This is a genomic window from Roseovarius sp. E0-M6, assembly GCF_037083845.1.
In the GTDB taxonomy this organism is placed as follows: domain Bacteria; phylum Pseudomonadota; class Alphaproteobacteria; order Rhodobacterales; family Rhodobacteraceae; genus Roseovarius.
In genome coordinates, this window is sequence record NZ_JBAPLA010000008.1 from 40,241 (window position 1) to 62,500 (window position 22,260).

30 protein-coding genes are annotated in these 22,260 nt (G+C 62.6%); 7 read left to right on the top strand and 23 right to left on the bottom strand.

Annotated elements, in window-relative coordinates; all coding sequences use genetic code 11:
- Nucleotides 1-252: 252 nt before the first annotated feature.
- Nucleotides 253-1,230 (bottom strand): iron exporter MbfA, encoded by a 978-nt coding sequence (mbfA, locus tag V8359_RS16655; RefSeq protein WP_336430215.1) that lies wholly within the window; start codon nt 1,228-1,230, stop codon nt 253-255.
- Nucleotides 1,231-1,410: 180 nt separating this feature from the next.
- Here mbfA and V8359_RS16660 point away from each other — a divergent pair, with 180 nt between their 5' ends.
- Both V8359_RS16660 and V8359_RS16665 read left to right on the top strand, forming a co-directional pair.
- The gene (locus V8359_RS16660) at nt 1,411-1,605 is read left to right on the top strand and encodes a hypothetical protein (RefSeq protein WP_336430216.1); all 195 of its coding nucleotides are present in this window, start codon (nt 1,411-1,413) and stop codon (nt 1,603-1,605) included.
- Nucleotides 1,606-1,732: 127 nt separating this feature from the next.
- Nucleotides 1,733-2,356 carry a TetR/AcrR family transcriptional regulator gene (locus tag V8359_RS16665; RefSeq protein ID WP_336430217.1) on the top strand — a complete coding sequence of 208 codons (624 nt, stop codon included), beginning with the start codon at nt 1,733-1,735 and terminating at the stop codon, nt 2,354-2,356.
- 10 nt (nt 2,357-2,366) lie between these two features.
- Here V8359_RS16665 and V8359_RS16670 read toward each other — a convergent pair whose 3' ends face one another.
- The 18 genes from V8359_RS16670 to V8359_RS16755 form a co-directional block, all read right to left on the bottom strand.
- On the bottom strand, nt 2,367-3,551 hold the full coding sequence (locus V8359_RS16670; protein WP_336430218.1) for an amino acid aminotransferase: 1,185 nt from the start codon (nt 3,549-3,551) through the stop codon (nt 2,367-2,369).
- Complete coding sequence (gene sseA / locus V8359_RS16675) at nt 3,551-4,408, bottom strand: 3-mercaptopyruvate sulfurtransferase (protein WP_336430219.1); 858 nt, start codon at nt 4,406-4,408, stop codon at nt 3,551-3,553. Before sseA ends, V8359_RS16670 begins: the two co-directional genes overlap by 1 nt.
- Before the next feature lie 85 nt (nt 4,409-4,493).
- Nucleotides 4,494-4,763: a hypothetical protein gene (locus V8359_RS16680; protein WP_336430220.1), complete on the bottom strand. Its 270-nt coding sequence runs from the start codon at nt 4,761-4,763 to the stop codon at nt 4,494-4,496.
- 29 nt (nt 4,764-4,792) lie between these two features.
- The gene (smpB, locus tag V8359_RS16685; RefSeq protein ID WP_336430221.1) at nt 4,793-5,269 is read right to left on the bottom strand and encodes an SsrA-binding protein SmpB; all 477 of its coding nucleotides are present in this window, start codon (nt 5,267-5,269) and stop codon (nt 4,793-4,795) included.
- Nucleotides 5,270-5,397: 128 nt separating this feature from the next.
- Nucleotides 5,398-6,792 carry a hypothetical protein gene (locus V8359_RS16690; RefSeq protein ID WP_336430222.1) on the bottom strand — a complete coding sequence of 465 codons (1,395 nt, stop codon included), beginning with the start codon at nt 6,790-6,792 and terminating at the stop codon, nt 5,398-5,400.
- An 89-nt stretch (nt 6,793-6,881) separates the two neighbouring features.
- On the bottom strand, nt 6,882-7,157 hold the full coding sequence (locus tag V8359_RS16695) for a hypothetical protein (protein WP_336430223.1): 276 nt from the start codon (nt 7,155-7,157) through the stop codon (nt 6,882-6,884).
- Nucleotides 7,158-7,177: 20 nt separating this feature from the next.
- Nucleotides 7,178-7,399, bottom strand: a complete 222-nt coding sequence (rpmE, locus tag V8359_RS16700; RefSeq protein WP_336430224.1) for a 50S ribosomal protein L31 — start codon at nt 7,397-7,399, stop codon at nt 7,178-7,180.
- Entirely contained in the window at nt 7,396-7,800 is a 405-nt protein-coding gene (gene rplS, locus V8359_RS16705) for a 50S ribosomal protein L19 (protein ID WP_336430225.1), read from the bottom strand. Before rplS ends, rpmE begins: the two co-directional genes overlap by 4 nt.
- A gap of 319 nt (nt 7,801-8,119) precedes the next feature.
- Nucleotides 8,120-8,977, bottom strand: a complete 858-nt coding sequence (trmD, locus tag V8359_RS16710) for a tRNA (guanosine(37)-N1)-methyltransferase TrmD (RefSeq protein ID WP_336430226.1) — start codon at nt 8,975-8,977, stop codon at nt 8,120-8,122.
- Between the two features lie 33 nt (nt 8,978-9,010).
- A complete protein-coding gene (locus V8359_RS16715) occupies nt 9,011-9,172 on the bottom strand; it encodes a DUF1328 family protein (protein WP_336430227.1) in 162 nt (53 codons plus the stop codon).
- A 101-nt stretch (nt 9,173-9,273) separates the two neighbouring features.
- The gene (gene rimM / locus V8359_RS16720; protein WP_336430228.1) at nt 9,274-9,783 is read right to left on the bottom strand and encodes a ribosome maturation factor RimM; all 510 of its coding nucleotides are present in this window, start codon (nt 9,781-9,783) and stop codon (nt 9,274-9,276) included.
- A 144-nt stretch (nt 9,784-9,927) separates the two neighbouring features.
- Nucleotides 9,928-10,557, bottom strand: coding sequence for a 5,6-dimethylbenzimidazole synthase (gene bluB, locus V8359_RS16725; RefSeq protein ID WP_336430229.1), 630 nt, complete (start codon nt 10,555-10,557; stop codon nt 9,928-9,930).
- Between the two features lie 21 nt (nt 10,558-10,578).
- Nucleotides 10,579-10,974, bottom strand: a complete 396-nt coding sequence (gene rpsP, locus V8359_RS16730) for a 30S ribosomal protein S16 (RefSeq protein ID WP_336430230.1) — start codon at nt 10,972-10,974, stop codon at nt 10,579-10,581.
- Between the two features lie 58 nt (nt 10,975-11,032).
- Complete coding sequence (locus V8359_RS16735; protein ID WP_336430231.1) at nt 11,033-11,329, bottom strand: chorismate mutase; 297 nt, start codon at nt 11,327-11,329, stop codon at nt 11,033-11,035.
- Between the two features lie 30 nt (nt 11,330-11,359).
- Nucleotides 11,360-11,884 (bottom strand): GNAT family N-acetyltransferase, encoded by a 525-nt coding sequence (locus tag V8359_RS16740; RefSeq protein WP_336430232.1) that lies wholly within the window; start codon nt 11,882-11,884, stop codon nt 11,360-11,362.
- The gene (locus V8359_RS16745; protein WP_336430233.1) at nt 11,881-12,420 is read right to left on the bottom strand and encodes a GNAT family N-acetyltransferase; all 540 of its coding nucleotides are present in this window, start codon (nt 12,418-12,420) and stop codon (nt 11,881-11,883) included. Before V8359_RS16745 ends, V8359_RS16740 begins: the two co-directional genes overlap by 4 nt.
- Before the next feature lie 83 nt (nt 12,421-12,503).
- Nucleotides 12,504-14,009: a signal recognition particle protein gene (ffh, locus tag V8359_RS16750; RefSeq protein WP_336430235.1), complete on the bottom strand. Its 1,506-nt coding sequence runs from the start codon at nt 14,007-14,009 to the stop codon at nt 12,504-12,506.
- 180 nt (nt 14,010-14,189) lie between these two features.
- On the bottom strand, nt 14,190-14,975 hold the full coding sequence (locus tag V8359_RS16755) for a carbon-nitrogen hydrolase family protein (RefSeq protein ID WP_336430236.1): 786 nt from the start codon (nt 14,973-14,975) through the stop codon (nt 14,190-14,192).
- A gap of 98 nt (nt 14,976-15,073) precedes the next feature.
- On the opposite strand from V8359_RS16755, the gene V8359_RS16760 reads away from it, so the two are divergent.
- Entirely contained in the window at nt 15,074-15,625 is a 552-nt protein-coding gene (locus V8359_RS16760) for a prolyl-tRNA synthetase associated domain-containing protein (protein ID WP_336430237.1), read from the top strand.
- Here the strand turns inward: V8359_RS16760 and V8359_RS16765 are convergent.
- On the bottom strand, nt 15,577-16,056 hold the full coding sequence (locus tag V8359_RS16765; RefSeq protein WP_336430238.1) for a hypothetical protein: 480 nt from the start codon (nt 16,054-16,056) through the stop codon (nt 15,577-15,579). The genes V8359_RS16760 and V8359_RS16765 overlap by 49 nt on opposite strands.
- Before the next feature lie 173 nt (nt 16,057-16,229).
- Here V8359_RS16765 and V8359_RS16770 point away from each other — a divergent pair, with 173 nt between their 5' ends.
- Together V8359_RS16770 and V8359_RS16775 are read left to right on the top strand one after the other, a co-directional pair.
- On the top strand, nt 16,230-17,111 hold the full coding sequence (locus V8359_RS16770; protein ID WP_336430239.1) for a LysR family transcriptional regulator: 882 nt from the start codon (nt 16,230-16,232) through the stop codon (nt 17,109-17,111).
- Nucleotides 17,108-18,007, top strand: coding sequence for a DMT family transporter (locus V8359_RS16775; RefSeq protein WP_336430240.1), 900 nt, complete (start codon nt 17,108-17,110; stop codon nt 18,005-18,007). The genes V8359_RS16770 and V8359_RS16775 overlap by 4 nt, the downstream gene beginning before the upstream one ends.
- Before the next feature lie 28 nt (nt 18,008-18,035).
- Here V8359_RS16775 and V8359_RS16780 read toward each other — a convergent pair whose 3' ends face one another.
- Both V8359_RS16780 and V8359_RS16785 read right to left on the bottom strand, forming a co-directional pair.
- Nucleotides 18,036-19,052 carry a glycosyltransferase family 61 protein gene (locus tag V8359_RS16780; protein WP_336430242.1) on the bottom strand — a complete coding sequence of 339 codons (1,017 nt, stop codon included), beginning with the start codon at nt 19,050-19,052 and terminating at the stop codon, nt 18,036-18,038.
- Nucleotides 19,042-19,371 carry an ArsR/SmtB family transcription factor gene (locus V8359_RS16785; RefSeq protein ID WP_336430243.1) on the bottom strand — a complete coding sequence of 110 codons (330 nt, stop codon included), beginning with the start codon at nt 19,369-19,371 and terminating at the stop codon, nt 19,042-19,044. The genes V8359_RS16780 and V8359_RS16785 overlap by 11 nt, the downstream gene beginning before the upstream one ends.
- A 110-nt stretch (nt 19,372-19,481) precedes the next feature.
- Between V8359_RS16785 and V8359_RS16790 the strand changes: the two genes are divergently transcribed.
- Nucleotides 19,482-20,210 (top strand): FadR/GntR family transcriptional regulator, encoded by a 729-nt coding sequence (locus V8359_RS16790; protein WP_336430368.1) that lies wholly within the window; start codon nt 19,482-19,484, stop codon nt 20,208-20,210.
- 6 nt (nt 20,211-20,216) lie between these two features.
- On the opposite strand, the gene V8359_RS16795 is transcribed toward V8359_RS16790, so the two are convergent.
- Nucleotides 20,217-21,509 (bottom strand): ABC transporter substrate-binding protein, encoded by a 1,293-nt coding sequence (locus V8359_RS16795; RefSeq protein WP_336430370.1) that lies wholly within the window; start codon nt 21,507-21,509, stop codon nt 20,217-20,219.
- A 103-nt stretch (nt 21,510-21,612) separates the two neighbouring features.
- Between V8359_RS16795 and V8359_RS16800 the strand changes: the two genes are divergently transcribed.
- Nucleotides 21,613-22,038, top strand: a complete 426-nt coding sequence (locus V8359_RS16800) for a universal stress protein (protein WP_336430244.1) — start codon at nt 21,613-21,615, stop codon at nt 22,036-22,038.
- Nucleotides 22,039-22,260 lie beyond the last annotated feature (222 nt).

A 22,260-nucleotide genomic window follows, 5' to 3' on the forward strand; every position in this document is an offset into this window, starting at 1 on the left:
GGGTGCGTCCGGCGCTGTGGTCGGTGTTTTCGATTTCGTAAGTCTGTGCCCGCCGTTTCGGGGTTGGGCCGCCGCGTGCCCGGAGCGCGCCTGCGGCATTCATGGAAAGGAAAGCGAAATGACAAAATTACATGCAACTCTTGGCAGGATTTGCCTGATGCTTGTGCTTCTTTTCGGCCTGGCCGCCTGTGCCACACAGGGAGAACCCCTACCCGGTAGCGAATTCATTGGCGGTGACTGAGGTCTGTCCGGCTATCCGCTACCGATGAGCACACCTGCTGCGAACACCAGCGCGCCGCCCAGAACCACCTGAAAGGCGGCACGGAAGAATGGTGTCTCCATATAGCGGTTCTGAATCCACGCGATGGCCCAAAGCTCGACAAAAACCACGAGGATCGCGACGGTGGTGGCGGTCCAGAAATCCGGGATGAGATACGGGAGCGCGTGACCAAGCCCGCCCACCGTGGTCATGACGCCAGACGCCAAGCCGCGTTTCACCGGGCTGCCCCGGCCCGAAAGCTCACCATCGTCCGAGGCGGCCTCGGTAAAGCCCATGGAGATGCCCGCACCCACCGACGCCGCGAGTCCGACCAGAAAGGTGGTCCAAGTGTCTTGGGTGGCGAAGGCGGTGGCGAAGATCGGTGCGAGGGTCGAGACCGATCCGTCCATCAGCCCCGCAAGGCCCGGCTGAACCCAGGTCAGCAGGAATTTGCGGTGCGCTGTGCGGTCTTCTGCGTCGCGTGCATCGCCTGAAAGGTGCTCTTCGGTCAGGGCGTCGGCGCTATCCTGATGGCCCGCTTCGGCGGCGGCGAGATCACCCAGAAGCTTGCGCGTTGCAGCATCCGAGCTTCGCGCGGCGGCCTTGAGATAGAAGGCTTCGGCGTCGCGCTCCATCGTGGCGGCCTCGTCGCGGATACGGTCGAGCCCGAGGTTCTCGGTCAGCCAGACAGGGCGCCGCGCATAAAAGCCGGCCACGTGTTCGCGCCGGATGAGCGGGATCACCTCTCCGAAGCGTTTGGTATGCAGGTCAATAAGGGCGCGGCGGTGCGCGTCTTCCTCGGAAGCCATGCCGTCGAACACTTTGGCCGTGTCGGGAAATTCCTGCCTGAGCCGTTCGGCATAGGTGCGGTAGATGCGCGCGTCGTCCTCTTCGGAGGAGATGGCGAGGGCCAGGACCTCTTGTTCAGAGAGGTCAGAGAAATGGCGGCGTTGGATCAATCCGGGAATCATGGTGGGCCTGTCGGGTCATAATTAGAATGGTTCTAAACTAGCGGCTGGCCTGAGCAATGCAAGCAACGAAAGGTGGCCATGTGACAAAGTGAACCACCCAGTTCATTTCGTGCTTGCAATCTAAACCGCATGGTTTAGATGTTATTTCTGAACTGAGCGGTTTAGAAAAGGAAGCCGGACATGAAAAAATCTACCAACAAAACCCCGCACGTGATTGCGTTTGGCGCCTTGGTGCTGAGCCTTTCGCTCAGCGCGTTTACCGCCCCGACTGCGGCCATGACGCCGGATATGAGTGGTTTGACCCCTGTGCTGACATTCCCGGACCCCGCATCGCCCCAACCCGTGACGCGCGACGCAACCGAGGTCGGGAACTGAGCCCCGTTCGCTTGCGTTTCGTGGTGAAGGGCGTGCGGCTCCTCCCGCGCGCCCTTCACGCGGGATGTGCTTGCCCGATACCAACGGGGATGCGTAAGGTGTGTCCTGCCGCAGGTGGAGGGATTAGATGACGGCGATGAGTGCCGAGATCAAGAAGGGGCGCAAGTTCGACCAAGTGCTTGAAGGTGCGCGGCTGGTGTTCATGCGTGACGGCTTTGAGGGGGCGAGTGTCGACGACATCGCGCGCGAAGCAGGTGTGTCCAAGGCCACGCTTTATGCCTATTTCCCCGACAAGCGGCTTCTTTTTTCGGAAGTGGCGCGCGGCGAATGCAATCGGCAGGCCGATGAGGCGCTGGGCCATATGGACGTGACCGCCCCGATCGAGGGCACCTTGCGCGAGGCCGCGGATTGTCTCGTGCGGTTTTTCGTGTCCGAGTTCGGACAGCAGATGTTCCGCACCTGTGTGGCCGAATCCTATCGGTTTCCCGAACTGGGTCAGCGGTTCTACGAATCGGGTCCGGCGATGCTTCGCGAGAAGCTGGGCCGTATCCTTGAGGCGTATGTCGCGCGCGGAGACCTCAAGATCGAAGATATGGACCTTGCCGCGAGCCAGTTCGGCGAGTTGTGCAAGGCCGATCTTTTCGTGCGGCGCCTTTGTGGGCTCGACTGTGCCTGCGCCGAAGCCGAGATCGAGCGCGTGGTCACTGGCGTGGTCGAGATGTTTCTCGCACGTTATGGCACGACGGGGTGACGCGCCGGGGTCAGACTCCCGCGTCGATCATCGCCCGCGCCAGAACAGGCACCGTATCGGTGTTCAATCCGGCGATGTTGATACGGCTGTCTCCGACCATATAGATGCCATGATCCTCACGCATGCGCGCGACCTGTTCGGGGGATGCACCAAGCCGCGAAAACATGCCGCGATGGCCAGCCAGAAAATCGAAGCGATCCGAATTTGAAAGTGTGCGCAACTCGCTGGCAAGTTGCTGTCGCAAGGACAGCATACCGGCGCGCATGTTGGCCAGTTCGGCCTGCCAGTCGGCGCGCAGGGTCTCGTCCTCGAGGATCATCGTGACGAGCCGCGCGCCATGATCTGGCGGGAAGGAATAGGTTTGACGATTGAGATAGGCAAGATTGCCCTGTGCTAGGTCGCAGGAGGAGGCATCGTTGGAGACCGCCATCAACAGGCCCGTCCGTTCGCGGTAAATCCCGAAATTCTTTGAGCAGGAGGCCGCGATCAGGGTTTCCGGGCACGATGACGCAACGAGGCGCGTGGCCGCCGCGTCATCATCCAGCCCGTCGCCAAAGCCCTGATAGGCGATGTCGATTATGGGGAGCGCCCCCTTGGTGGTGATGATATCGATCACGGCCTGCCAATCGGTCAGCGCAAGATTGGCGCCGGTGGGATTGTGGCAGCAACCGTGCAGGAGAACCGCATCGCCCGCGCGCAGATCGCCCATATCCTCAAGCAGGCCGGCGACATCGACCTCGCAGGTGGTGCTGTCGAAATAGCGATATGTGACGGTTGGCATCCCGAGATAGTCAAGAATGCTCAGGTGGTTGGGCCATGTCGGTCCGGGCACGAACACGCGCGCATCGGGGTTGGCCATCCGCACGAGATCAAAGGCGAGCCGCACGGCCCCTGTGCCGCCGGGCGTTGCCGCCGCCGCGATCCGGTTCTGCGCAACCACGTCGCCAAGCACGAGGTCGGCCATCGCGCGGGTGAAGGCCGGATCGCCGGCAAGCGCCACATAGGATTTCGTTTCTTGTGTCTCAAGCAGGATCGTCTCGGCGGATTTGACCGCCCGCATGATGGGCGTGTGCCCATGTGCATTGCGATAGACGCCAACGCCAAGGTCAATCTTGTCGTCGCGCGGATCGGCGCGGAACTGTGCCATAAGGGCGAGAATCTTGTCTTCGGCCTGAGACGGGAGATCGTTGAGCATCAGGTGTCTCCTGTGGCGACGGGCACCGTTGGGAAAGCGCCCCATTCGGCCCATGATCCGTCATAAAGAGCATGGTCAGTCTTGCCGATGCGTTCCAGCGCGAGGTTGATCACCGCCGCGGTCACACCCGAACCGCAAGTGGTGATCACCGGTTTGTCCAGATCGGCGCCAGCCGCATCAAAGACGGCGCGCAGGGCATCGGGGTCTTTCATCGTGCCATCATCATTCAGCAACTGGGTAAAGGGCACCGAGCGCGCGCCGGGAATGTGCCCCGAGCGCAACCCGTCGCGGGGTTCGGGCGCCTCGCCCCGGAAACGGGCCGTCGACCGGGCGTCGAGAATGGTGTGATTGCCCAGCTTGGACGCCTGTGCGACCTGTGTCACATCGCGCACCATCCCGGCATTCTTGCGCACTGTCATGTGCCTGTCCCGGATGATCGGCGGGGAGGTTTCAACGGGGCGGCCTTCGGCCAGCCATTTCGGCATGCCGCCGTCGAGCACCGCAACGCTCTGATGCCCCATCAGCCGGAAGAGCCACCAGACCCGCGCCGCCGAGAAAAGCCCTGCGCCATCGTAAACCACGATCTTGTGCCCGTCGCCGACGCCGAGCGCACGCACGCGCGACATGAACTTTTCGACCGGCGGCACCATGTGCGGCAAATCCGAACGATGGTCGGAAATCTCGTCGATATCAAAGAAGCGCGCGCCGGGGATATGTCCGGCGGCAAACTCTGCACGCGGGTCGCGGTTGTCGGAGGGGAGATACCAACTCGCGTCGAGAACACGAATGTCCGGGTCCTTTGCATGCGCCGCGAGCCATGCGGTCGAGACAAGCGTGGTGGGATCGTCTTGGGCCATGGTGGGTGCCTCGGGTTTGGGACGGGCAATCGCTACACCCGCGCGGGGCGGGGATCAAGACCGCTGGGCGCCAGAAGGGCGGATGTCAGCCCCGTCTGATGCGGGCCAACCAACCCGATAGTAACACCAGCGCACCACCACACACAAAGCCCGCCCCGAATTGGGTCAGGATCGTGCCCAGATCGACATTGCCGTTTGCCGTGCCACCCAGTCCGAGCAGGATCAGGGCGAAAAAACCCCCGCCGCCACCGGCCAGACCCAGCACCGTGTTGACGAGCCGCCCCGGACCTGTGCGCAACCCTCCCGCGACGACGCCGCCCACGGCGCCGGAAATCAGACAGAGCATCAGATACATGAAATCTCTCTCCTGTTTGGCGGCGTGGTTTATCCGAAATCCTTGAGAAGGCGCTGTTTCTGGCGGTTCCAGTCGCGCTTGGCCTCGGTCGCGCGCTTGTCGACGTTCTTTTTGCCCTTGGCGATGCCGATCTTGATTTTCGCCAGTCCCCGGTGATTGAAATACAGCACCAGCGGCACGAGGGTCATACCCTTGCGCTGTGTTTCGTTCCAGAGCCGGGCCAGTTCCCGCTTGGATGCCAGTAGCTTGCGGCGGCGTTTCTCGTCATGGCCGAAGGTCTTGGCCTGTTCATAAGGCGCGATGTAGGAGTTGATGAGCCAAAGTTCGCCATCCTCCACCGCCGCGTAGCTTTCGGCGATGTTGGCGGAGTTTTCGCGCAGGGATTTCACTTCGGACCCTTCGAGAATGATGCCACACTCGAGGTCATCCTCGATGGCGTAATCATAGCGCGCGCGCCGATTCTCGGCGATCACCTTGTAATTCGGGTTATCCTTGGGTTGGGCCATTCAGCGCAGATAATCCCGCAGCCGCGCGCTGTCCAGTGGGTAACGCGTTTCGCGAAACACAGTGAAATGGCCGGGCCTCACACTGGCTTCACCTTTCCCCGATGTGTCGGATCAAAGACGGAAACGGGTCAGGTCACCTCTTGGGGCACAGCCGGGGACGTGCGCCACTCGGGCGGAAGTTTCGCAAAGCGGCGCGTATATTTCGCCTTTGGGCCTTCGATGTCGACGCAGAGGCGCAGCGCGGCGGCGGCGCAGGCCGGATTATGGCCTTTGAAATGCCGAAAGACGCTGAGCCAATAGATCGGACTTCGGTCGCGGGCGGCCCGCGCCTTGGTATGCAGATCGTCGAACCCCGCGTCGGGATCGGTGAGCGCGGTCAGAAAATCGCCAAGGCAGCCCGTCTCCTGAAGGAAGCGCAGGATTTGATGCGAGGCGCCCGGAAAGCGGATCAGCCGGAACGTGTCGTCGGGCTGCATGAGGGCTATGTGATGCCGGTCCTTGTCGAGGCTGTCGTAGAACACGAACTTGGCAGCAGGTGGCGACATGTGATCGCGCAGATCGTGGTGGAAGCGGCCGATGCGTTCGCGAGAGACGCGCCAACGCCGCTCGAACGGGACGGTCGCGGGATCGAGGGTGAACTGTGGTGCGATGGCGACCACACGCTCGGCCCTGATAAGATCGGACAGAAGAAGCGCGCCATAGCCGCCCATGCTGGCGCCATAGGTCGTGACGCGCGCACCATCGGGCAGAGCCTCGCGAAGGGCGGCGCCCATCGCGAAAACCTCGTCGTCCTGAAACCAGTTGGACAGCCGCGAGCGGATAAAGATCGTCTGGACACCACGCTTTTCAAACGCGGTCTGGCCGAAGGCGGGAATCTCGAACCCGTTGATGCCCTCGCCCGTCAAATGGGGAAAGACGACGATCCAATGGGTATCCTCTGCGTCGGCGGGACGGGACATCCATGCCTGATACATGTCCCCCTTCCAGAGCCAGCGCACCTCGCGGGTGGCGGCCCAGGGGCTGTCTTTCGCGGCGCCGGGCAAGGCCCTCGCCAGTGCCATGCCGAAGTCGGCTAACGTTGGGGAGGTCTTGCGCGGTGGCGAGGCGCGCACATAGTTCTTGAGGCCGGGGTTCTGTGTGTAGCTGCTCCTGGCCTCGGTTGCGCGGGTGTGTACGGGCATCGCGCAGACCGGAAGGTCGGGCGCACCGATGGCCAGTCTCAGACGTTCAATGAGGAAAGCGAAAAGCGCGCGCTGGGCATCGCCCGCCGGTTCGCCCTGCGGTGCGGCGAGCCAGAGCAGACCGGTAAGCCTGTGGTCGCCGGTTTGCAGGATGTTCAGCAGATGCCGCACGGATTTGGCGAAGAGCCGTCTTTCATGCGCGGGATCCCAGTTCTTCTTGAGTTGCGCGCCGGGCTTGCCCAGTGCGACGATATCGACGGGCGGATCACCTTTGGCCCGCGCGTTTTCCACACCGATGGCTATCTCGCGCTCGGGCCCCGGTGGGAGGTCGGATAGCGGCATGTCCCCCTCGGCGTGGATTACACGGACATCACCCTTCGGCACATGCGTGGCTTGATCACCTGCCTCCTGTGGCCATTCGCCAGCTATGATCACCAGATCGCGCATAACACCCAATATTTGAACAGTTTGGTCGGTTCGAGTTTGGCGCAAAGCTCAACACCCTGCTCGCTTTTCATAATGGCGTCGATGCGCGCACGGTGAACCTGCTCTTTTTTAGTGAGCAAAATAAGCCGGAAGGGTCCATCGGTGAAGGGTTTTCCGAAGGGCCAGACGCGGTCGCGCAGGGTCCGAGTCTTATCGGCCACAGTCAGTTGGTCCGTTTCAAAGAAGAAACGCCGCCCCGGACCGGAGCGGCGTTTGATCACTACGCGATGTCTTTGGCGGCTTAGAAGCCGAGACCTTCGTATTTTTTCTTGAACTTCGACACGCGGCCGCCGGTGTCCATCAGGCGCGAGGAGCCGCCGGTCCATGCGGGGTGCACGGTGGGATCGATGTCGAGCGAGAGCGTGTCGCCCTCGGCGCCCCAGGTCGAGCGCATCTTGAAGATCGTGCCGTCCGTCATCTTGACGTCGATCATGTGGTAATCGGGATGGATATCTTTTTTCATGTCGCGGATCCTTGCACGGGCTTCTTGCCGTCATCCTTGGGCTTGTAGGTCGCATCCTCGGCGATACGGGCCGATTTGCCACGGCGCGAGCGCAGGTAATAAAGCTTGGCCCGGCGAACACGACCACGGCGGATTACGGTGATGTCTTCGATGTTGGTCGAGTAGAGCGGGAACACACGCTCGACGCCTTCGCCGAAGGAAATCTTGCGCACGGTGAACGCCCCGGCGATGCCCGAGCCGTTCTTGCGGCTGATGCAGACGCCTTCGAAGTTCTGCACGCGCGACCGCGTGCCTTCTGTCACCTTGTAGCCGACGCGCACGGTGTCGCCGGCTTTGAAATCGGGAATTTTCTTCCCGAGCGAAGCGATCTGTTCCGCCTCGAGTTCTGCGATCAGGTCCATCTGATCTTCTCCTAATATGCTTGCGGTTTCATCCGCAAAGGTGTGTCGCGTCCTCAGAGCTCTTGGTCTTCTTCCGGGTCCGCGTTTATCGCGCCCGCCAGAGATCAGGCCGTCATTTTACTTGATGCTGTTTTCCGTTTTGGCCGGTGCCGAAGAAAGCGGGCGGCGCGACACGGATCACAGGTCCGGCCGACTCGGACGAGTCCCGGACGCGCGGTGTATAGGGGCAAACGGAGGGCGGATCAAGAGCGAGCAGCGCGTGTTTGCACGCCCAAAGGATAGGCGCGAGACCGGTGCGAAGATCAGGCAGGGCTTGGCGTCATGATCTATCGCGCTTCTGGCTCGTCTTGCGCTTTTCGAAGGTTTCCCACAGATCCGGGCGCCGCTCGCGGGTGATCTGTTCGGCCATTTCACGCCGCCACTGCGCGACACGGCCATGGTCCCCCGAGGTGAGCACATCCGGGATGGTCAGGCCGCGCCACTCGGCGGGGCGGGTGTATTGCGGATGCTCCAGAAGCCCCTCGGAGAAGCTTTCCTCCTCGGTCGAGGCGGCATTGCCCAGAACGCCGGGGCGCAGACGCACGATGGCGTCGATCATCGCCTGCGCGGCGCTTTCGCCACCGGTCAGGACAAAATCCCCGAGAGACACTTCCTGAATGCGATAGTGGTCGATCACGCGCTGGTCGAGCCCTTCGAACCGGCCGCAGATCATCGTGACGCCGGGGCGCGCGGCAAGATCTTGGGCCATCGCCTGTGAGAACGGCGCGCCACGCGGGCTTAGGTAGAGAAGTGGCCAGTCGGGGGGTGTTCCGGCCATGGCATCATCAATGGCGCGGCCCATCACGTCAGGACGCAGCACCATGCCCGCGCCCCCCCCGGCAGGCGTGTCATCGACATTGCGGTGCCTGCCCTCGCCATAGTCGCGCAAATCAGTGGTCTCAAGTGTCCACAGCCCATCCTTGAGAGCGCGACCGGTGAGGCTATGCCCGAGGATGCCCGGAAACGCTTCGGGCAGGAGCGTGATGACACGCGCCGCCCACGCCCCGGCAAGGCGGGGAGTGGGGGTCATCAACTCGCGCGGCCTGAGGGATACGGAAACGGATTTCCGACCGGCCGCGCGGTTGGGTGGGGTATCGGAAGACGCCATGCCCGCGTCATAGGCCATGTCTGCGGGCATGCAAACTCAAAAACTGATTGCGGGAAAATCCCGTCAGGCGAGTGATACAACGCCGAGCACGACCAGAAGGAAGAGCACAAGCGCGATCACGATGAGAATCTTCGCGCCAGAGAGCGCAACCCCCGACAAACGGCCAAAGCCCAGCATCGCGGCGATCGCCGCGATGGCGAGAAGTATGAGAATCCACTCTAACATTAGATATTCCTCGTTCACTGTCGTTGTCACGGAGGCCGCTGAGGCTCTCGTGTTTCATAACACTGTGAACGGGTATCTGGTTCCCGGCGCCGCCGTTACGGTCAGTCAAAGAGGCCAGCGGGCGGATCTGCCACGATGCGGCCCGCGCGAAGGTCGACCGTTGGCACCGCCGCGCGGGTGAAGGGCAGCAGCACCGTCGATGACTGTCCCGGCGTCTGGACTTCAAGGATGTCCGATGCGCCGTGGTTGAGCACCGCCTTGACGTGGCCCAGAAGCGTGCCGCCGGTGTCACTAACCTCGAGGCCAATAAGGTCCGCGTGGTAATATTCGTCATCGGGCAGGGAGGGCAGGCGGTCGCGCGCGACGAAAAGCTGTGTCCCGCGCAGGGCGTCGGCCTCTTCCTTGGTGCGGATGTCCGACAGGCGCGCGGTCAGTGCGTTGCTGGTCTGACCGGTGAGGGTCACGCGAAAAGAGCGCGCGCCGTCCTCGGTGGTGAGAGGGCCGTATGTGGCGATATCCTCGGGTGTGGAGGTGAAGCTCTTGAGCCGGACCTCGCCGCGCACGCCGAAGGCGCCCGCGATGGCACCGATACAGATGAGATCGCCGGTCATGGCCGCACCCCCCGGCACAGTCCGCCGCGGACGGCCCCGCCAGCGCCGACACAGGACACTGACATCTGGAATCGTTCGGTCATTACCCCTGCAAAGAACGCCAGCATGGAGAAAATGGCAAGCCGGATCAGTTTGAACATCGTCTCAGCGGTCCTCGATTGGCAGGGTGGCGCAGCGGTCTTCCCATCCGGCGATCTCAAGCTCGGGTGTTTCGCTTTCATCTTCGGGCCAGCCGACGCAGAGATAGGCCACGAGACGCCACCCCTCGGGCGCGGAGAGGTCGCGCGACAGCCGGTCGGGATCGAGGATCGACACCCATCCCACGCCCAGCCCATGCGCCCGCGCGGTCAGCCAGAATTGCGTGATCGCGCCCACGACGGAATAGCGCCGCATCTCGGGCATGGTGCCCGCACCGAGACCTTTGCCCTTATCGGTGGTCTCATCGCAGAAGATGGCGAGTTGTACAGGCGCGTCCTGCATGCCCGATAGCTTGAGCCCGGCATAAAGCGCCGCCTGCTCGCCCTCGTATCCGGCAAGGGCGCGGTCGTTGGCGGTGCGAAAATTATCAAGCGCCGCGTCGCGCGCCGCAGGTGAGGAGACGCGCAGGATGCGCCATGGCTCGCTCAAGCCCACCGAGGGGGCGGTGAGGAAGCTTTCGAAACATGCGCGCAGGCACGCGTCATCCACCGGATCGGTGCGGAAGCGGCGCACATCACGCCGCCACCGCATAAGTTGGGCCAGCCCGGTCTGAAATTCCGGTGAAAAGCGCGGCATGCCGGCGCCGACCCGTCCGGGTTACTCTTCGGTGGCCGCTTCCGGCTCTGCGGCAGGGGCGTTTGCGGCCTCGAGCGCAGCAGCGGCTTTCTCGGCTTTTTCCTCGGCGCGCTCCTTGGCTTTCTTACCCGGCTCGCCCTTCTTGAGGTTGGCGCGGTCTTTCTTTTCGACGGTGCCCGCCGCTTCGAGGAAGCGCGAAATGCGGTCGCTGGGCTGTGCGCCCTGATCGAGCCAGTACTGGATACGCTCCATGTTCATCTTGACGCGCTCTTCGCTGTCTTTGGGCAGGAGCGGGTTGTAGGTGCCAAGTTTCTCGATGAAGCGGCCATCGCGCGGCATGCGCGAGTCTGCTGCGACGATCGAGTAGTGGGGGCGTTTCTTGCTGCCGCCACGGGCGAGACGGATTTTCATGGCCATTTGGTGTTCTCCTTTGAATGGTCCTTGGGCGGCGGGGTTAACCCCGCCCTACGTTCGATTACGATTGCTGTTTGCGGTGATGCTGGATCACTTCACCGATGATGAAGTTGAGGAAGTTCTTGGCGAATTCGGGGTCGAGATTGGCTTCGCGTGCGAGACGCTCAAGCCGCTCGATCTGCTGGCTTTCGCGCAGCGGATCGGAGGGGGGCAGGTCGTGCTGTGCCTTGAGCACGCCCACGGCCTGGGTGTGCTTGAACCGCTCGGCCAGTGTGTAGACGAGCACGGCATCGAGGCGGTCGATACTCTCGCGGTGGCCCTTGAGCAGGTCGGCGGCGCGTTTGGAAAGATCAGTCATGGCGCGTGCCCTTTGGTGTGGAAATCCGGATCATGTGACACCCTCTTTCGGGTGGCGCCAGACCTGACAGGGCTGACCCAGAAGCATGGCGTCGCGCTCATGCGTGCAGTTCAGCCGACGGGCGAGACGCAGCGAGCGTTCGTTCTTATCGGAAACGTAGGAAATGACACCGTCCAGATCCATGTGCCGCGCGGCATGGGTGCGCGCCGCGATGCAGGCCTGATAGGCGAGGCCGCGGCCTTCGAACGCGTCATAGATGTGCCAGCCCAGTTCGGGTTCGTCCCACCCATCATTGTAGATCATGCCGACACGACCCGCGACCGCGCCGGTGTGGCGATGCTCGATCATCCACATGCCATACCCACGCAAAATCCAGTGACCGATCCCTGCCATGAAGGCGCGCCAGCAGTCCCAGCGCGTCATCGGGCCGCCGACAAACTGCGATCGTTCGGAGGCGCCGAAAGCTGCGATCGCCTCGAAATCCTGTTCGCAATAGCCACGCAGGATCAGATCTTCGGTTTCGAGACGGGGGATGGTCACGGGCACGGTGGTCATGGTCGCGCATCCCGCAGATCGGCTGGTCCAGGATGGCGATAGAGCATCTCTTCGCCCATCTGGACGTTGTCGTAGCGGCGTTCGAACCATGCGCCCAACCGCTCGGCCAGCGCCACCGAACGGGTGTTGCCCGGAACGATGTTCGAGGTGAGCGTGGTGAAGCCAAGCTCTTCATAGGCCCAGCGGCGGGCGCGGCTGGCGCCTTCATGGGCGATGCCGCGCCCTTCGAACGCTTCATAGACGACCCAGCCGATTTCCGGCTCGGGCCAGCCTTCGGGGTTCCAGATGCCGGTGATGCCACAGGGCGCACCGGTGGCTTTCCACTCCATGGTGAAATAGCCGTAGCCGTGCAGCACCCAATGACCCAGATTGCTGGCGAACCAGCGCCATGCCTGTGGACGGTCCTTTTCGACGCCAAAGCCCGCCGCGCGAACAGGATCGAGCGCGAAGGTGCAATAGGCGTCGAAATCCCGCGCCTGCGGAATCCGCAGAACAAGGTTCTCGGTTTCGAGTTGGATATCGGGAAGCGAGGTCACGCGCGCACCGCCCCCGCCATCGCGGCGGGATGAGAGGGCAGGAGCCTCCGGCGGGGATATTTAAAGCAAGAAGAAAGCATGGATCATTTCTTTTTGCCAAAGCCCGAGAGACCGGGGGGCAGGCCGCCGCCTCCGAGACCGGGAAGGCCGCCGCCGGGCATGCCCTTGCCCATCTGTTTCGCGGCCTGTTCCATGGCCTTGGGGTCCATGCCCTGCATGTCTTCGGCTGTGGGGCCGCCCTTGCCGAACATGCCACCCATGGCCTGTTTGAGCATACCGCCTTTGCCCATTTTGCCCATCTTCTTCATCATGTCGCCCATCTGGCGCTGCATCTTCAGAAGCTTGTTGAGTTCGCTCACCTCGAGGCCCGCGCCGCGCGCGATGCGCTTCTTGCGGCTGGCCTGTAGAAGTTTGGGGTTGGCGCGCTCTTTCTTGGTCATTGACTGAATCAGAGCGATCTGGCGCGCGACGATCTTGTCATCGAAGCCCGCGTCCTGCACCTGCTTGGCCATCTTGCCCATGCCGGGCATCATGCCCATCACGCCTTCCATGCCGCCCATCTTCTGCATCTGTTCGAGCTGCATCTTGAGGTCGTTCATGTTGAACTGACCCTTCTGGAAGCGCTTCATCATACGCTCGGCCTGTTCGGCCTCGATGGTTTGCTGCGCTTTTTCGACAAGGCTGACGATGTCGCCCATGCCAAGGATGCGGCCGGCGATGCGCTCGGGCTCGAAGGTCTCGATGGCGTCCATCTTTTCGCCCAAGCCCACGAAGCGAATGGGCTTGCCGGTGACGGCACGCATCGAAAGCGCGGCACCGCCGCGCCCGTCGCCATCCATCCGGGTGAGCACGACGCCCGAAACGCCGATCTTGTCGTCGAATTCGGTGGCGACGTTCACCGCGTCCTGTCCGGTCAGGCCATCGACCACCAGCAGCGTTTCGCGGGGGTTCGCCACGTCGCGCACGGCGGCGGCCTGTGCGATCAGCTCGTGATCGATATGCAGCCGGCCGGCGGTGTCGAGCATGTAGACGTCATAGCCGCCCAAGGACGCTTGTGTCTTGGCGCGTTTGGCGATGGCGACGGGGTCTTCGCCCTTGACGATGGGCAGGGTGTCGACGCCGATCTGGCCTCCGAGGATGGCAAGCTGTTCCATGGCCGCGGGGCGGTTCACGTCGAGCGAGGCCATGAGGACGCGCTTGCCCTCGCGCTCCTTGAGGCGTTTGGCAAGCTTGGCCGTGGTTGTCGTCTTGCCCGAGCCCTGAAGGCCGACCATCAGGATCGGCGCGGGCGGGTTGTCGATCTTGAGTGCGCCGGGGTCTTCGTCACCAGTCAGCGTGTCGACCAGAGCATCATGCACGATCTTGACGACCTGTTGGCCCGGTGTGACGGATTTCGTCACCGCCTGCCCGGTCGCCTGTTCCTGCACCTTGTTGACGAATTCGCGCGCCACGGGAAGCGAGACGTCGGCCTCGAGCAGGGCGACGCGCACTTCGCGCAGCGCGGTTTTGACGTCGTCGTCGGACAGCGAGCCCTGTTTCGTCAGCCGGTCAAGGACGCCGGAGAGGCGTTCGGACAGATTTTCAAACATACCTCGGCCTCCTGTGCCGGTTGCGGTTTGTCCCCCCGACATAGGAGGGACGGTTCAAATCACAAATGCCCCCACGGGCGAAACTCGCTGGTGGGGTGCGATCCCGGCATGCGCCAAGGGACCGGAAGCGTCAGAGACTTCCGGATGTTGGCTGGCGTTTAGAGCGGGCGGGGGGATGAGTCAACCCGGTTGCGCGTCGCGCCACTCTTGCACGTAAGGGTTCAGGCGGCGCGAGGCGGCATAGGCGGAGGGTTCGATCGTGGCGGTGATCAGCGCCTCGCCGGTTTCGGGCGCGGAGGCGAGAACCGCGCCGTCCGGGGCCACGATGGACGAAAGGCCCTGATAGGTGAACCGGTCGTCGAAATCGGCGTGATCGCAATAGGCCACGAAGATTTGGTTTTCATAGGCGCGCACGGGGATCACGTTTTGCGCGACGAAGGGGCTGCCGGGCTGGGCGGGCAGGGCGGTGGGCACGACGACGAGGTCGGCACCTTCGAGCGCGAGCGCGCGGACGCATTCGGGAAACTCGACATCAAAGCAGATCAGCATGCCGATGCGCACCCCCTCGAAATCAAAGGTGACGGTGTTCGGGCCGACCGCGGTGAAGATATCCTTTTCGTAGGTTTCATAGAGAAACCCCTTGCGATAGACGACAGGGTCGCGCCCGTCGGCAAAGATGGCGATGGCCGAGATGTGATAGGCGTCGCGGGTGCGTTCGGGAAAGCCGGCGACCAGGCTGATGCCGATCCCTTCGGCGGCCTCCTGCAATTCCTGAACCCACGGGCCATTCGCGGATTGGGCCATGCTGCGCAGGGCGTCGCCCATACCATAGCCCGAGAGGGCGAGTTCGGGAGCGATCATCAGGTCGGCCCCGACCGAGCGGGCGCGGGCCATGGCGTCGATGATGCGTTGCGGGCGCGACCGCGGATCGGTGTCGGCGGACATTTGGTAGACGGCAAGTTCCATGGCCGCGATCATGCCGCATAGCGCGCGCGGTTGTCCATTGCCCAAACGGCCAGATGCGGCGATATGACTGGAAGAGCGAATGAAAGGAGCCGCAGACCATGAGCCAGGACCACGAGCCCGACGCATCCTCAGCACATCAGGGCAGCCTGCCCGTGACATCCGACGCGCTGCTGGAGCAGATGCGCGACGCGGGCATCGCATTTGCCTATTACGAGCATATTCCGCTGCGCACGGTAGAGGACGCCAAGACAGTGCAGGGCGCGGTGGTGCCCGATGGGCCGGGCGCGCTCAACATCAAGAATTTCTACCTGCGCGATCGCAAGAAGCGAAACTATCTTGTCGTTCTGGAACAGGATCGGGCGGTGGACCTCAAGGCGCTTGGTCAGGCGATGGATGCGCCCGGTGTCTCGTTCGGATCGGCCGGGCGGCTGATGGAGTTTCTGGGCGTCCGGCCCGGTGCCGTCAGTCCCTTGGCGATGATCAACGGCGCGCGGAATGGCGTGCGCCTGATCATGGACACCGCCCTGCGTGACGCCGAAACAGTCCATGTGCATCCGCTGGTGAATGATCGGACCGTCGGCCTTGCGCCGGAGGCGTTGTGTCAGCTTGTGGAGGGATGGGGGGCCGAGGTTGGCTGGCTCGATCCCTGATCGCCAGACCGATGCGCATCAAGCCAGTGGTTGAGAGCGGTGACGAGGGTTTCCGGGCCCCGACAGTTTGAGTATATTTCGGTGATCGGATGGGCGTAAGGGGTGAGGTCCGTGCCGTGGGCGACCTTGAATGCCGGGCGGCTGAGGGTCCGGCGCCGGCCATCGCGGTTGGAGGTCGCGTTTTGAATCTCGGCCCCCAGAACCCGAGATAGATCGAAGCCTGTCTCGCGCTGGTGGAACATGGTGCGGCGGCTGATACGTGCAACGCCGGCGCGCGCATCTAATACCACTTGCAGGCGTTCAACGAAGACCGCCATCGCGGCGATGCCGAGTCCGCCGCCGAGCCCGCCGAAAACAAGCCCGAGCCATTCGCCGGACGCGACCACGACAAGACCGGCGGCGACGAAAATCATCGTGAAACAAAAAAGCATGATCGCGATGAGCCAAGGCACCTCGCGCGCTACGAAAAGATCGGGTGTGTTGATCTGAACATTCAGTTTCCCAGCCTCCGATTGTTGGCAAGAGCAAAGCCCGGTGTTGTGCCTATGTCAACTCTTGGTTAAGTTTCGGGTGGTTTCGTTCGCCAGTGCACAAGGATCGCGGAATGGAGAATTGGGACGAGGTGCGCACCGCCTATCATGTGGCGCGGGTCGGCACGGTGAGCGGTGCGGCCGAGCATCTGGGCGTGCATCATGCCACGGTGATCCGACACATAGATGCGCTTGAGGCGCGGCTTGGTGTGAAGCTTTTTCAGCGCCATGCCCGTGGCTATACCCCGACCGAAGCGGGCGATGATCTATTGCGTGTCGCGCAGGCGACCGACGATCAGTTCGGTCAGTTGGCCGGGCGTATCCGGGGGCAGGGCGATGGTGTCTCGGGCGAACTTGTGGTGACGTCACTGGGCGGCTTGGGCTATCTTCTGGTGCCGGTTCTCACGGCATTCCGCGAAGCCTATCCTCAGGTGGTCGTGCGGTTTCTGACGGGGGACCGGCTTTTCCGTCTGGAATACGGCGAGGCGCATGTCGCCATTCGCGCCGGATCGGTTCCCGACCAGCCGGACAATGTCGTGCAGCCGTTCGTGCGGCTGTCGACCACGCTATATGCCAGCGAAAGTTATATCGCGCGGCGCGGTGACCCACGTGACGGCGGTGATCTGACCCAGCACTTCTTTGTCGGGGCAGACGATCCGAAATCGCGGGCGCCGTTCATGCGCTGGATGCGCGAGCACGTGACGGCAGAAAACATCGTTTTCCGCAGCGGCGATGTGCATGCCCAGCGACGGGCCATTCAGGAGGGCGTCGGCATCGGGTTCATGACACAGTTGCAGGCCCGCGAGGTGGGTGGCCTGATCGAGGTGCATCCGCCGCTTGACGACTGGTCCACGCCGCTGTGGCTGGTGACCCATATGGACCTGCATCGCACCGCCAAGGTTCAGACATTTCTCGATTACCTCAAGACCGCCGCGAAGGCGTGGGACGCGACATGAGCGATGCGATGCGCGGGCATCTTGCGATGCTTGTGTTCTCGGGTTTGATCGCGGGGTCGTTCGCACTGGGGTCGATGGCCGCGCCGCATATCGCGCCGACCGCGCTAAATTCCGTGCGCTTCATCCTGGCGTCATGTCTTGTTGCGGCGGTTGCAGTTGGGACCGTGGGTATCCGCCGCGAGGCCTTGCGCGCGCCTTGGCGGTATCTCGTGCTCGGGGCGTCGATGGGGCTCTATTTCGTGCTGATGTTCGAGGGGCTCAAGACCGCGCCGCCGGTGTCGGCGGCGGCGGTGTTCACGCTTACCCCGATCCTGTCGGGGGTGTTCGGATTTCTTCTTTTGCGGCAGATCATGACGCCGCGCATGTCGGTGGCGCTAAGTATAGGTGCGGTGGGCGCGCTCTGGGTGATCTTCCGGGCCGACTGGCGCGCGGTGGGTGCCTTTGAGGTGGGCCGCGGCGAGATCGTCTATTTCTGGGGGTGCGTGGCGCATGCCGCCTATATACCTCTCGTGCGCAAGCTTAACCGGGGTGAACCGGCGGTGGTGTTTTCGCTGGGCGCGATGGCGGCGGCGGCGCTCCTGATCACCTTGGCAGGGTGGCGTGACATCGTGGCGACGCACTGGGCCGCGCTTCCCGTGATTGTCTGGGTGACGATCGGCTATACGACTATTTTCGCCACTGCGCTAAGCTTCATACTGGTTCAATATGCCTCGCTGCGCCTGCCCAGTGCCAAGGTCATGGCCTATACCTATCTCACGCCAAGCTGGGTCATCCTGTGGCAGGCCGCGCTGGGCCAAGGTGTGCCACGCGTGCTTGTCATGGCGGGTGTCGCGCTGACGGCGGTGGCCCTGTTCCTGCTGCTGCGCGACGATGAGGTTCCCTCGGTGCGGGCCTGACCTATTGGGCGGCGTTTCTCGGACCCTTTTATATGAACCCGGCGGATTTCAGGTCTTGCAAGAGGCCCCTGAAGCGGATTGCATCGGGCTCACCACGCGGGGTCGGATGCGTTTCCCGCGGGCGCAAGGCGTTGAAGGTGACAAGATCGACATCGACGAAGGCCCGTATCTGCGCCACAAGCGCGTCGAACGGGGCCTGCCGGTGCCTGCGCTGGATCAGGCCAAGCCGCGTTCCGGACCGCATGGCGAAGGGCGCGAGGTGAAAGGCCGACCCGTCCGCCCCGAGGATCCTGTCGGCGGACATGTAGACCTGAAGCTGTTCCTCGATCGTGTATTGCTCGGGGTGGAACACGACATAGCCTTTTTCCACCAGAGTGCGTTCGAGCGCGTCTTCGCGATCCATCCGGTGATCCGGGGATTTGAGTTGCGTGCGCGAGACATAGACCCAACGCGGCCCGTCAGGCGTGATGCGGGCGGCGACCCGGCTGCGCACGAAATCGCGAAACTCGGGCGTGCCCACACTCCAGTGCCTGTGACCGAACCCCTGACTTGGCAGCAACAGATCATCAACCTGCACGGGCCGGTCTATGAGCCAGATCGGCCGCGCGTCGCAGAGCCACGAATAGAACGGAAGGAAGCGGCGGCGCAGGACGGTTTCGATGTCCTTGTCGTGCATCGGCACCACAAGGATGCCATCCACCTGTGTCTCCACATGGTCCAGCGCCCAGAGCCGCCCGAGCCCTTCCATTAGGAAGTGACCGAAATGATGCCGCCCGACCCCGGCATAAAGATACCGCCCCTCAAGGCGTTGCGTTTCGCCCGGTGCGGGATGGTTTGGCACGCCCGAAAACCGCCCGGCCGAAATCAGGGTGCGAGACGCCGCGCAGAACGTGCCGTCGCGCCGAAACACGCCGTGCGGCATGTCGCGGCCCGGCTCCATGGGGGGGACGACCGCATTCGCCACACGCTCGACGGTGGCGGGCGGCAGGTGTTCGGGGCTGGGCATGGCATCACCGCCGGCGCTGCCTTCGGCGCTATGTTTCATTGCCGAACTCCGCCCTGAGGAACCGTTCGAACGCATCGAGGTTGATCGCTTCGAACTGACCGAAGCCTTGCATCCAGATGGACGCATCGCGCAGCGCGTCGGGATCGAGCTTGCACCATTTGACGCGGCCGCGCCGTTCTTGGGTGATCAGGCCCGCGCGAGAAAGGATCGCCAGATGCTTCGAAATGGCGGTGAGGCTCATGTCGAACGGCTCGGCCACGTCGGTGACGGCCATGTCGTCCTCGAGCAGCATCGACAGGATCTGTCGGCGCGTGGGATCGGCTAGGGCCGCGAAAACCGTGTCGAGCGTGTTTGACATGGGTCTTGTTAAGCCCCGAGCGCGAGATGACGTCAACTGCTCAAGGGCCTCGAATGCGCCGGAATTTGATGCTAGACCAAGAAGAGCAGCACTTCGTGACGGGACAGACCATGGCCGCAGCCCCTTCGGACGACGAAACACAACTTGATCCCGATCAGTCCATCGGTGCCACGGCACGCGTTGTGATCGACACGCTGTTCGCGCGGATCAAGTCAGAGGAATACCCGGTGGACACCCGGCTTCCGTCCGAGCGCACGCTTGCCTCGGAACTGGGGGTGGCGCGCAACACGGTGCGCGAGGCGCTTGATGTTCTGGAGGCGCGCAAGGTGATCCGCCGTCGCGCCGGATCGGGCAGTTTCGTCACCTACAGGTCTGAGGCGCCGCAGAACCCCACCGTGGGGTCGATCGCGTCCGAGACGAGCCCGCTTGATCATCTTGTGGTGCGGGGCATCCTTGAGCCCGAGATCGTGCGGCTTGCGGTGATCAACATGCCGCCACGCGCGATCGAGGATCTGGACAAGACGCTCAGCCGGCTTGAGGCGGTGCGCACGGATGTGGCCGAATTCGTCCGCTATGAGGAAGAGATGCTTCTCAAGATCGCACGCGGGACCGAGAATCCGCTTCTGGCTTCGTGCTATGAGCTGGCGACCGAAGCCAGCCACCAGAGGTTTCGCAGCGCGCTTTTGCGCAGGCATCTTACGCCGAACCGCATCCAGGAGGCGCAGCGGCGTTACAACACGCTCTTCAATGCGATCGCGTCGCGTGATGTGGAGGCGGCGGTCGAGTTCGTGAAGCTGAATCTCATCGAGGAAAACAAGATCCTGTTGCAGGACGACTGAGGCCGGTCAGGCCGCAGGGGATGCGTCTTTTGTTCCCTGCTGTTTTTGCACGCGCTGTTCCCAAAGCTGGCCAAGCTCGGACATTTCTTCGCGCAGAAGCACGCCGTTCTTTTCAAGCCAGCCACGGATCGAGCCGAATTCCGTGATGCGGGCCTTGCCGTCGCGGATGGTGACGACGGGCCAGTCGCCCACAAGCGCATTGTCGATGCCGAACATCTCGGTCCCCCACCAATCTGCGGGGCCAAAGGCATGGGTGACCTGTCCAAGCTGTTTCATCGCCGCCAGAACCGCGGCGGGGCGGGTGCTTCCGACCTTTTCGACAGCGGCCTGCCAGATTTCGAGGATGGCGACATATTCCCAACTCACCGCGCTCCAGGTGTCGGGAAAACGGCGGTTGTATTCTTCGAAGAACACATGGGGCCGATTGAAGAAAAATGCCTTTTCGCGCAGCAGCGGATCGTCGAAATCGGGGAATTGAAAAACCGCCCCTTCCATGAACTCGGGTGAGGTTTGTTCAATCAGGCGCGGATAGTTGTCGAAGGTGCAGGAGATGATCTGACCATTGTAACCCTGCGCATGGGCGAATTCGGTCATCGCGTCGACCATCGGCGCATAGCTGGTACACCAGCACAGGATATCAGGGTTTCGGGCCAGTATCGGCGCGAGAAAACCGCGCGGATCGGTTTCGGAGGGGTCATAGCGCACTTCGTCCACGATCTCGATACCGGCGGCGCGGAAGGCCGCGCGGTAGGTGCCGAGCGAGGGCAGACCGAGGGCGTCGGTCTGGCTACAGACCGCCACGGTCTTGAGGTCGGGCCTAGTCCGGGCGAGCCAGTCCACACCTGTCACGTTGTAGATCGGATGCAGTTCGCTCGGGGCGATGAGATAGGGCATGTCCGGCGAAAGATCACTGGGCAGGAGGGTCGAGGTCAGAACCTTGTGGCGGGTCAGGAAATCGCGCACCGGGGTCAGCGTGTCGCCGCCCAGCATCATGAGAAGCTGAACCTTTTCTTTCTGAACAAGTCGGCGGGCGCCTTCCATGGCCCGGTCGGGATCATAGCCGCAATCATGGGCGTGGATGCGAATCGGAAACCGCTTGCCCTCGATCAGGAGGCCGCCGGCCTTGTTGAGCCAGTCCTCCCAGATGTGGCAACCATTCAGACCGGGCAGGCCCCAACTTTCGACCGGGCCGCTAAGCGGACCCAGAAAACCGATATCAACGGTGTCCTGCATCCCGACCGAAAGTCGGGGCAGTGCGCTTCTGACGGCGAGGCGGTGAGCGAAACTTGATCCTGTCATTTCAGACATAGCAGCCGTTCGGCGCGCGAAAAGCAAGGCTTGACATAAAACAAGGCAGGCCCTCGCATGACATGTGACAGTAGCGTCAGACAATGGAGGAAAAATGTATACTCATATTCTCGTACCAATCGACCTTTCGATGAAGGATAGTTTGCAGCATGCGATCCATGTGGCCGCCGATCTGGCGCGGCATTACGGCGCGCGCCTGACGCTGGTCAGTGTGACAGGGGGTATTCAGCCCAAAGTCACCCATTCCACCGAACACTATGAGGAATTGCTCGCCGAGTTCGCGCGCGAGATCGAAGCGGCGGAGAAGGGTGTCAAGATCGGAACGCGTGTCTATGACGTGCCAGACCCCAGCGTGCAGGTGGACAGTGTGCTTGTCCGGGCCGTTGACGAGATCGAGGCGGATCTCGTGGTGATCGGGTCGCACCGGCCCGGTTGGGTCGAGTATCTGATCGATTCCCATGGTGGGCGCATCGCATCACACGCACCTGTTTCGGTGTTCGTGGTGCGCGAGGCGGACTGACGACAGCGGCGCTTCGGAGTAAAGGTCAACCATATGGTTGAACATCGCGTTTGCGCGTCGCGGCAGGTCAGATGGGGTGTGGTCGCAGTTTCGCCGTTTGATTGCAAAACGAAAAACTATATTAAAACAATGGATTAAGACAAGTGTCGCAGGCCGCGAGGCGCGCTTGACTCAGGCCCCGCCCGCGCATAGCAATAGCGCCAACCTGATGTGGGGGCTTTT

What these genes read in the sequence shown, in the direction of transcription:
- rplS (WP_336430225.1), bottom strand. Translation starts at nt 7,800, where the DNA reads ATGGACCTGATCGCAGAACTCGAGGCGGAACAGATCGCTTCGCTCGGG.
- rimM (WP_336430228.1), bottom strand. Translation starts at nt 9,783, where the DNA reads ATGACCGGCGATCTCATCTGTATCGGTGCCATCGCGGGCGCCTTCGGC.
- V8359_RS16665 (WP_336430217.1), top strand. Translation starts at nt 1,733, where the DNA reads ATGACGGCGATGAGTGCCGAGATCAAGAAGGGGCGCAAGTTCGACCAA.
- V8359_RS16765 (WP_336430238.1), bottom strand. Translation starts at nt 16,056, where the DNA reads ATGCTTTTTTGTTTCACGATGATTTTCGTCGCCGCCGGTCTTGTCGTG.
- V8359_RS16770 (WP_336430239.1), top strand. Translation starts at nt 16,230, where the DNA reads ATGGAGAATTGGGACGAGGTGCGCACCGCCTATCATGTGGCGCGGGTC.
- mbfA (WP_336430215.1), bottom strand. Translation starts at nt 1,230, where the DNA reads ATGATTCCCGGATTGATCCAACGCCGCCATTTCTCTGACCTCTCTGAA.
- V8359_RS16795 (WP_336430370.1), bottom strand. Translation starts at nt 21,509, where the DNA reads ATGACAGGATCAAGTTTCGCTCACCGCCTCGCCGTCAGAAGCGCACTG.
- V8359_RS16775 (WP_336430240.1), top strand. Translation starts at nt 17,108, where the DNA reads ATGAGCGATGCGATGCGCGGGCATCTTGCGATGCTTGTGTTCTCGGGT.
- V8359_RS16780 (WP_336430242.1), bottom strand. Translation starts at nt 19,052, where the DNA reads ATGAAACATAGCGCCGAAGGCAGCGCCGGCGGTGATGCCATGCCCAGC.
- V8359_RS16680 (WP_336430220.1), bottom strand. Translation starts at nt 4,763, where the DNA reads ATGTATCTGATGCTCTGTCTGATTTCCGGCGCCGTGGGCGGCGTCGTC.
- V8359_RS16790 (WP_336430368.1), top strand. Translation starts at nt 19,482, where the DNA reads ATGGCCGCAGCCCCTTCGGACGACGAAACACAACTTGATCCCGATCAG.
- sseA (WP_336430219.1), bottom strand. Translation starts at nt 4,408, where the DNA reads ATGGCCCAAGACGATCCCACCACGCTTGTCTCGACCGCATGGCTCGCG.
- rpsP (WP_336430230.1), bottom strand. Translation starts at nt 10,974, where the DNA reads ATGGCCATGAAAATCCGTCTCGCCCGTGGCGGCAGCAAGAAACGCCCC.
- V8359_RS16660 (WP_336430216.1), top strand. Translation starts at nt 1,411, where the DNA reads ATGAAAAAATCTACCAACAAAACCCCGCACGTGATTGCGTTTGGCGCC.
- V8359_RS16760 (WP_336430237.1), top strand. Translation starts at nt 15,074, where the DNA reads ATGAGCCAGGACCACGAGCCCGACGCATCCTCAGCACATCAGGGCAGC.
- V8359_RS16755 (WP_336430236.1), bottom strand. Translation starts at nt 14,975, where the DNA reads ATGGAACTTGCCGTCTACCAAATGTCCGCCGACACCGATCCGCGGTCG.
- ffh (WP_336430235.1), bottom strand. Translation starts at nt 14,009, where the DNA reads ATGTTTGAAAATCTGTCCGAACGCCTCTCCGGCGTCCTTGACCGGCTG.
- smpB (WP_336430221.1), bottom strand. Translation starts at nt 5,269, where the DNA reads ATGGCCCAACCCAAGGATAACCCGAATTACAAGGTGATCGCCGAGAAT.
- V8359_RS16690 (WP_336430222.1), bottom strand. Translation starts at nt 6,792, where the DNA reads ATGCCGCTATCCGACCTCCCACCGGGGCCCGAGCGCGAGATAGCCATC.
- rpmE (WP_336430224.1), bottom strand. Translation starts at nt 7,399, where the DNA reads ATGAAAAAAGATATCCATCCCGATTACCACATGATCGACGTCAAGATG.
- V8359_RS16715 (WP_336430227.1), bottom strand. Translation starts at nt 9,172, where the DNA reads ATGTTAGAGTGGATTCTCATACTTCTCGCCATCGCGGCGATCGCCGCG.
- V8359_RS16800 (WP_336430244.1), top strand. Translation starts at nt 21,613, where the DNA reads ATGTATACTCATATTCTCGTACCAATCGACCTTTCGATGAAGGATAGT.
- V8359_RS16785 (WP_336430243.1), bottom strand. Translation starts at nt 19,371, where the DNA reads ATGTCAAACACGCTCGACACGGTTTTCGCGGCCCTAGCCGATCCCACG.
- trmD (WP_336430226.1), bottom strand. Translation starts at nt 8,977, where the DNA reads ATGCCCGCAGACATGGCCTATGACGCGGGCATGGCGTCTTCCGATACC.
- V8359_RS16735 (WP_336430231.1), bottom strand. Translation starts at nt 11,329, where the DNA reads ATGACTGATCTTTCCAAACGCGCCGCCGACCTGCTCAAGGGCCACCGC.
- V8359_RS16670 (WP_336430218.1), bottom strand. Translation starts at nt 3,551, where the DNA reads ATGCTCAACGATCTCCCGTCTCAGGCCGAAGACAAGATTCTCGCCCTT.
- bluB (WP_336430229.1), bottom strand. Translation starts at nt 10,557, where the DNA reads ATGCCGCGCTTTTCACCGGAATTTCAGACCGGGCTGGCCCAACTTATG.
- V8359_RS16740 (WP_336430232.1), bottom strand. Translation starts at nt 11,884, where the DNA reads ATGACCACCGTGCCCGTGACCATCCCCCGTCTCGAAACCGAAGATCTG.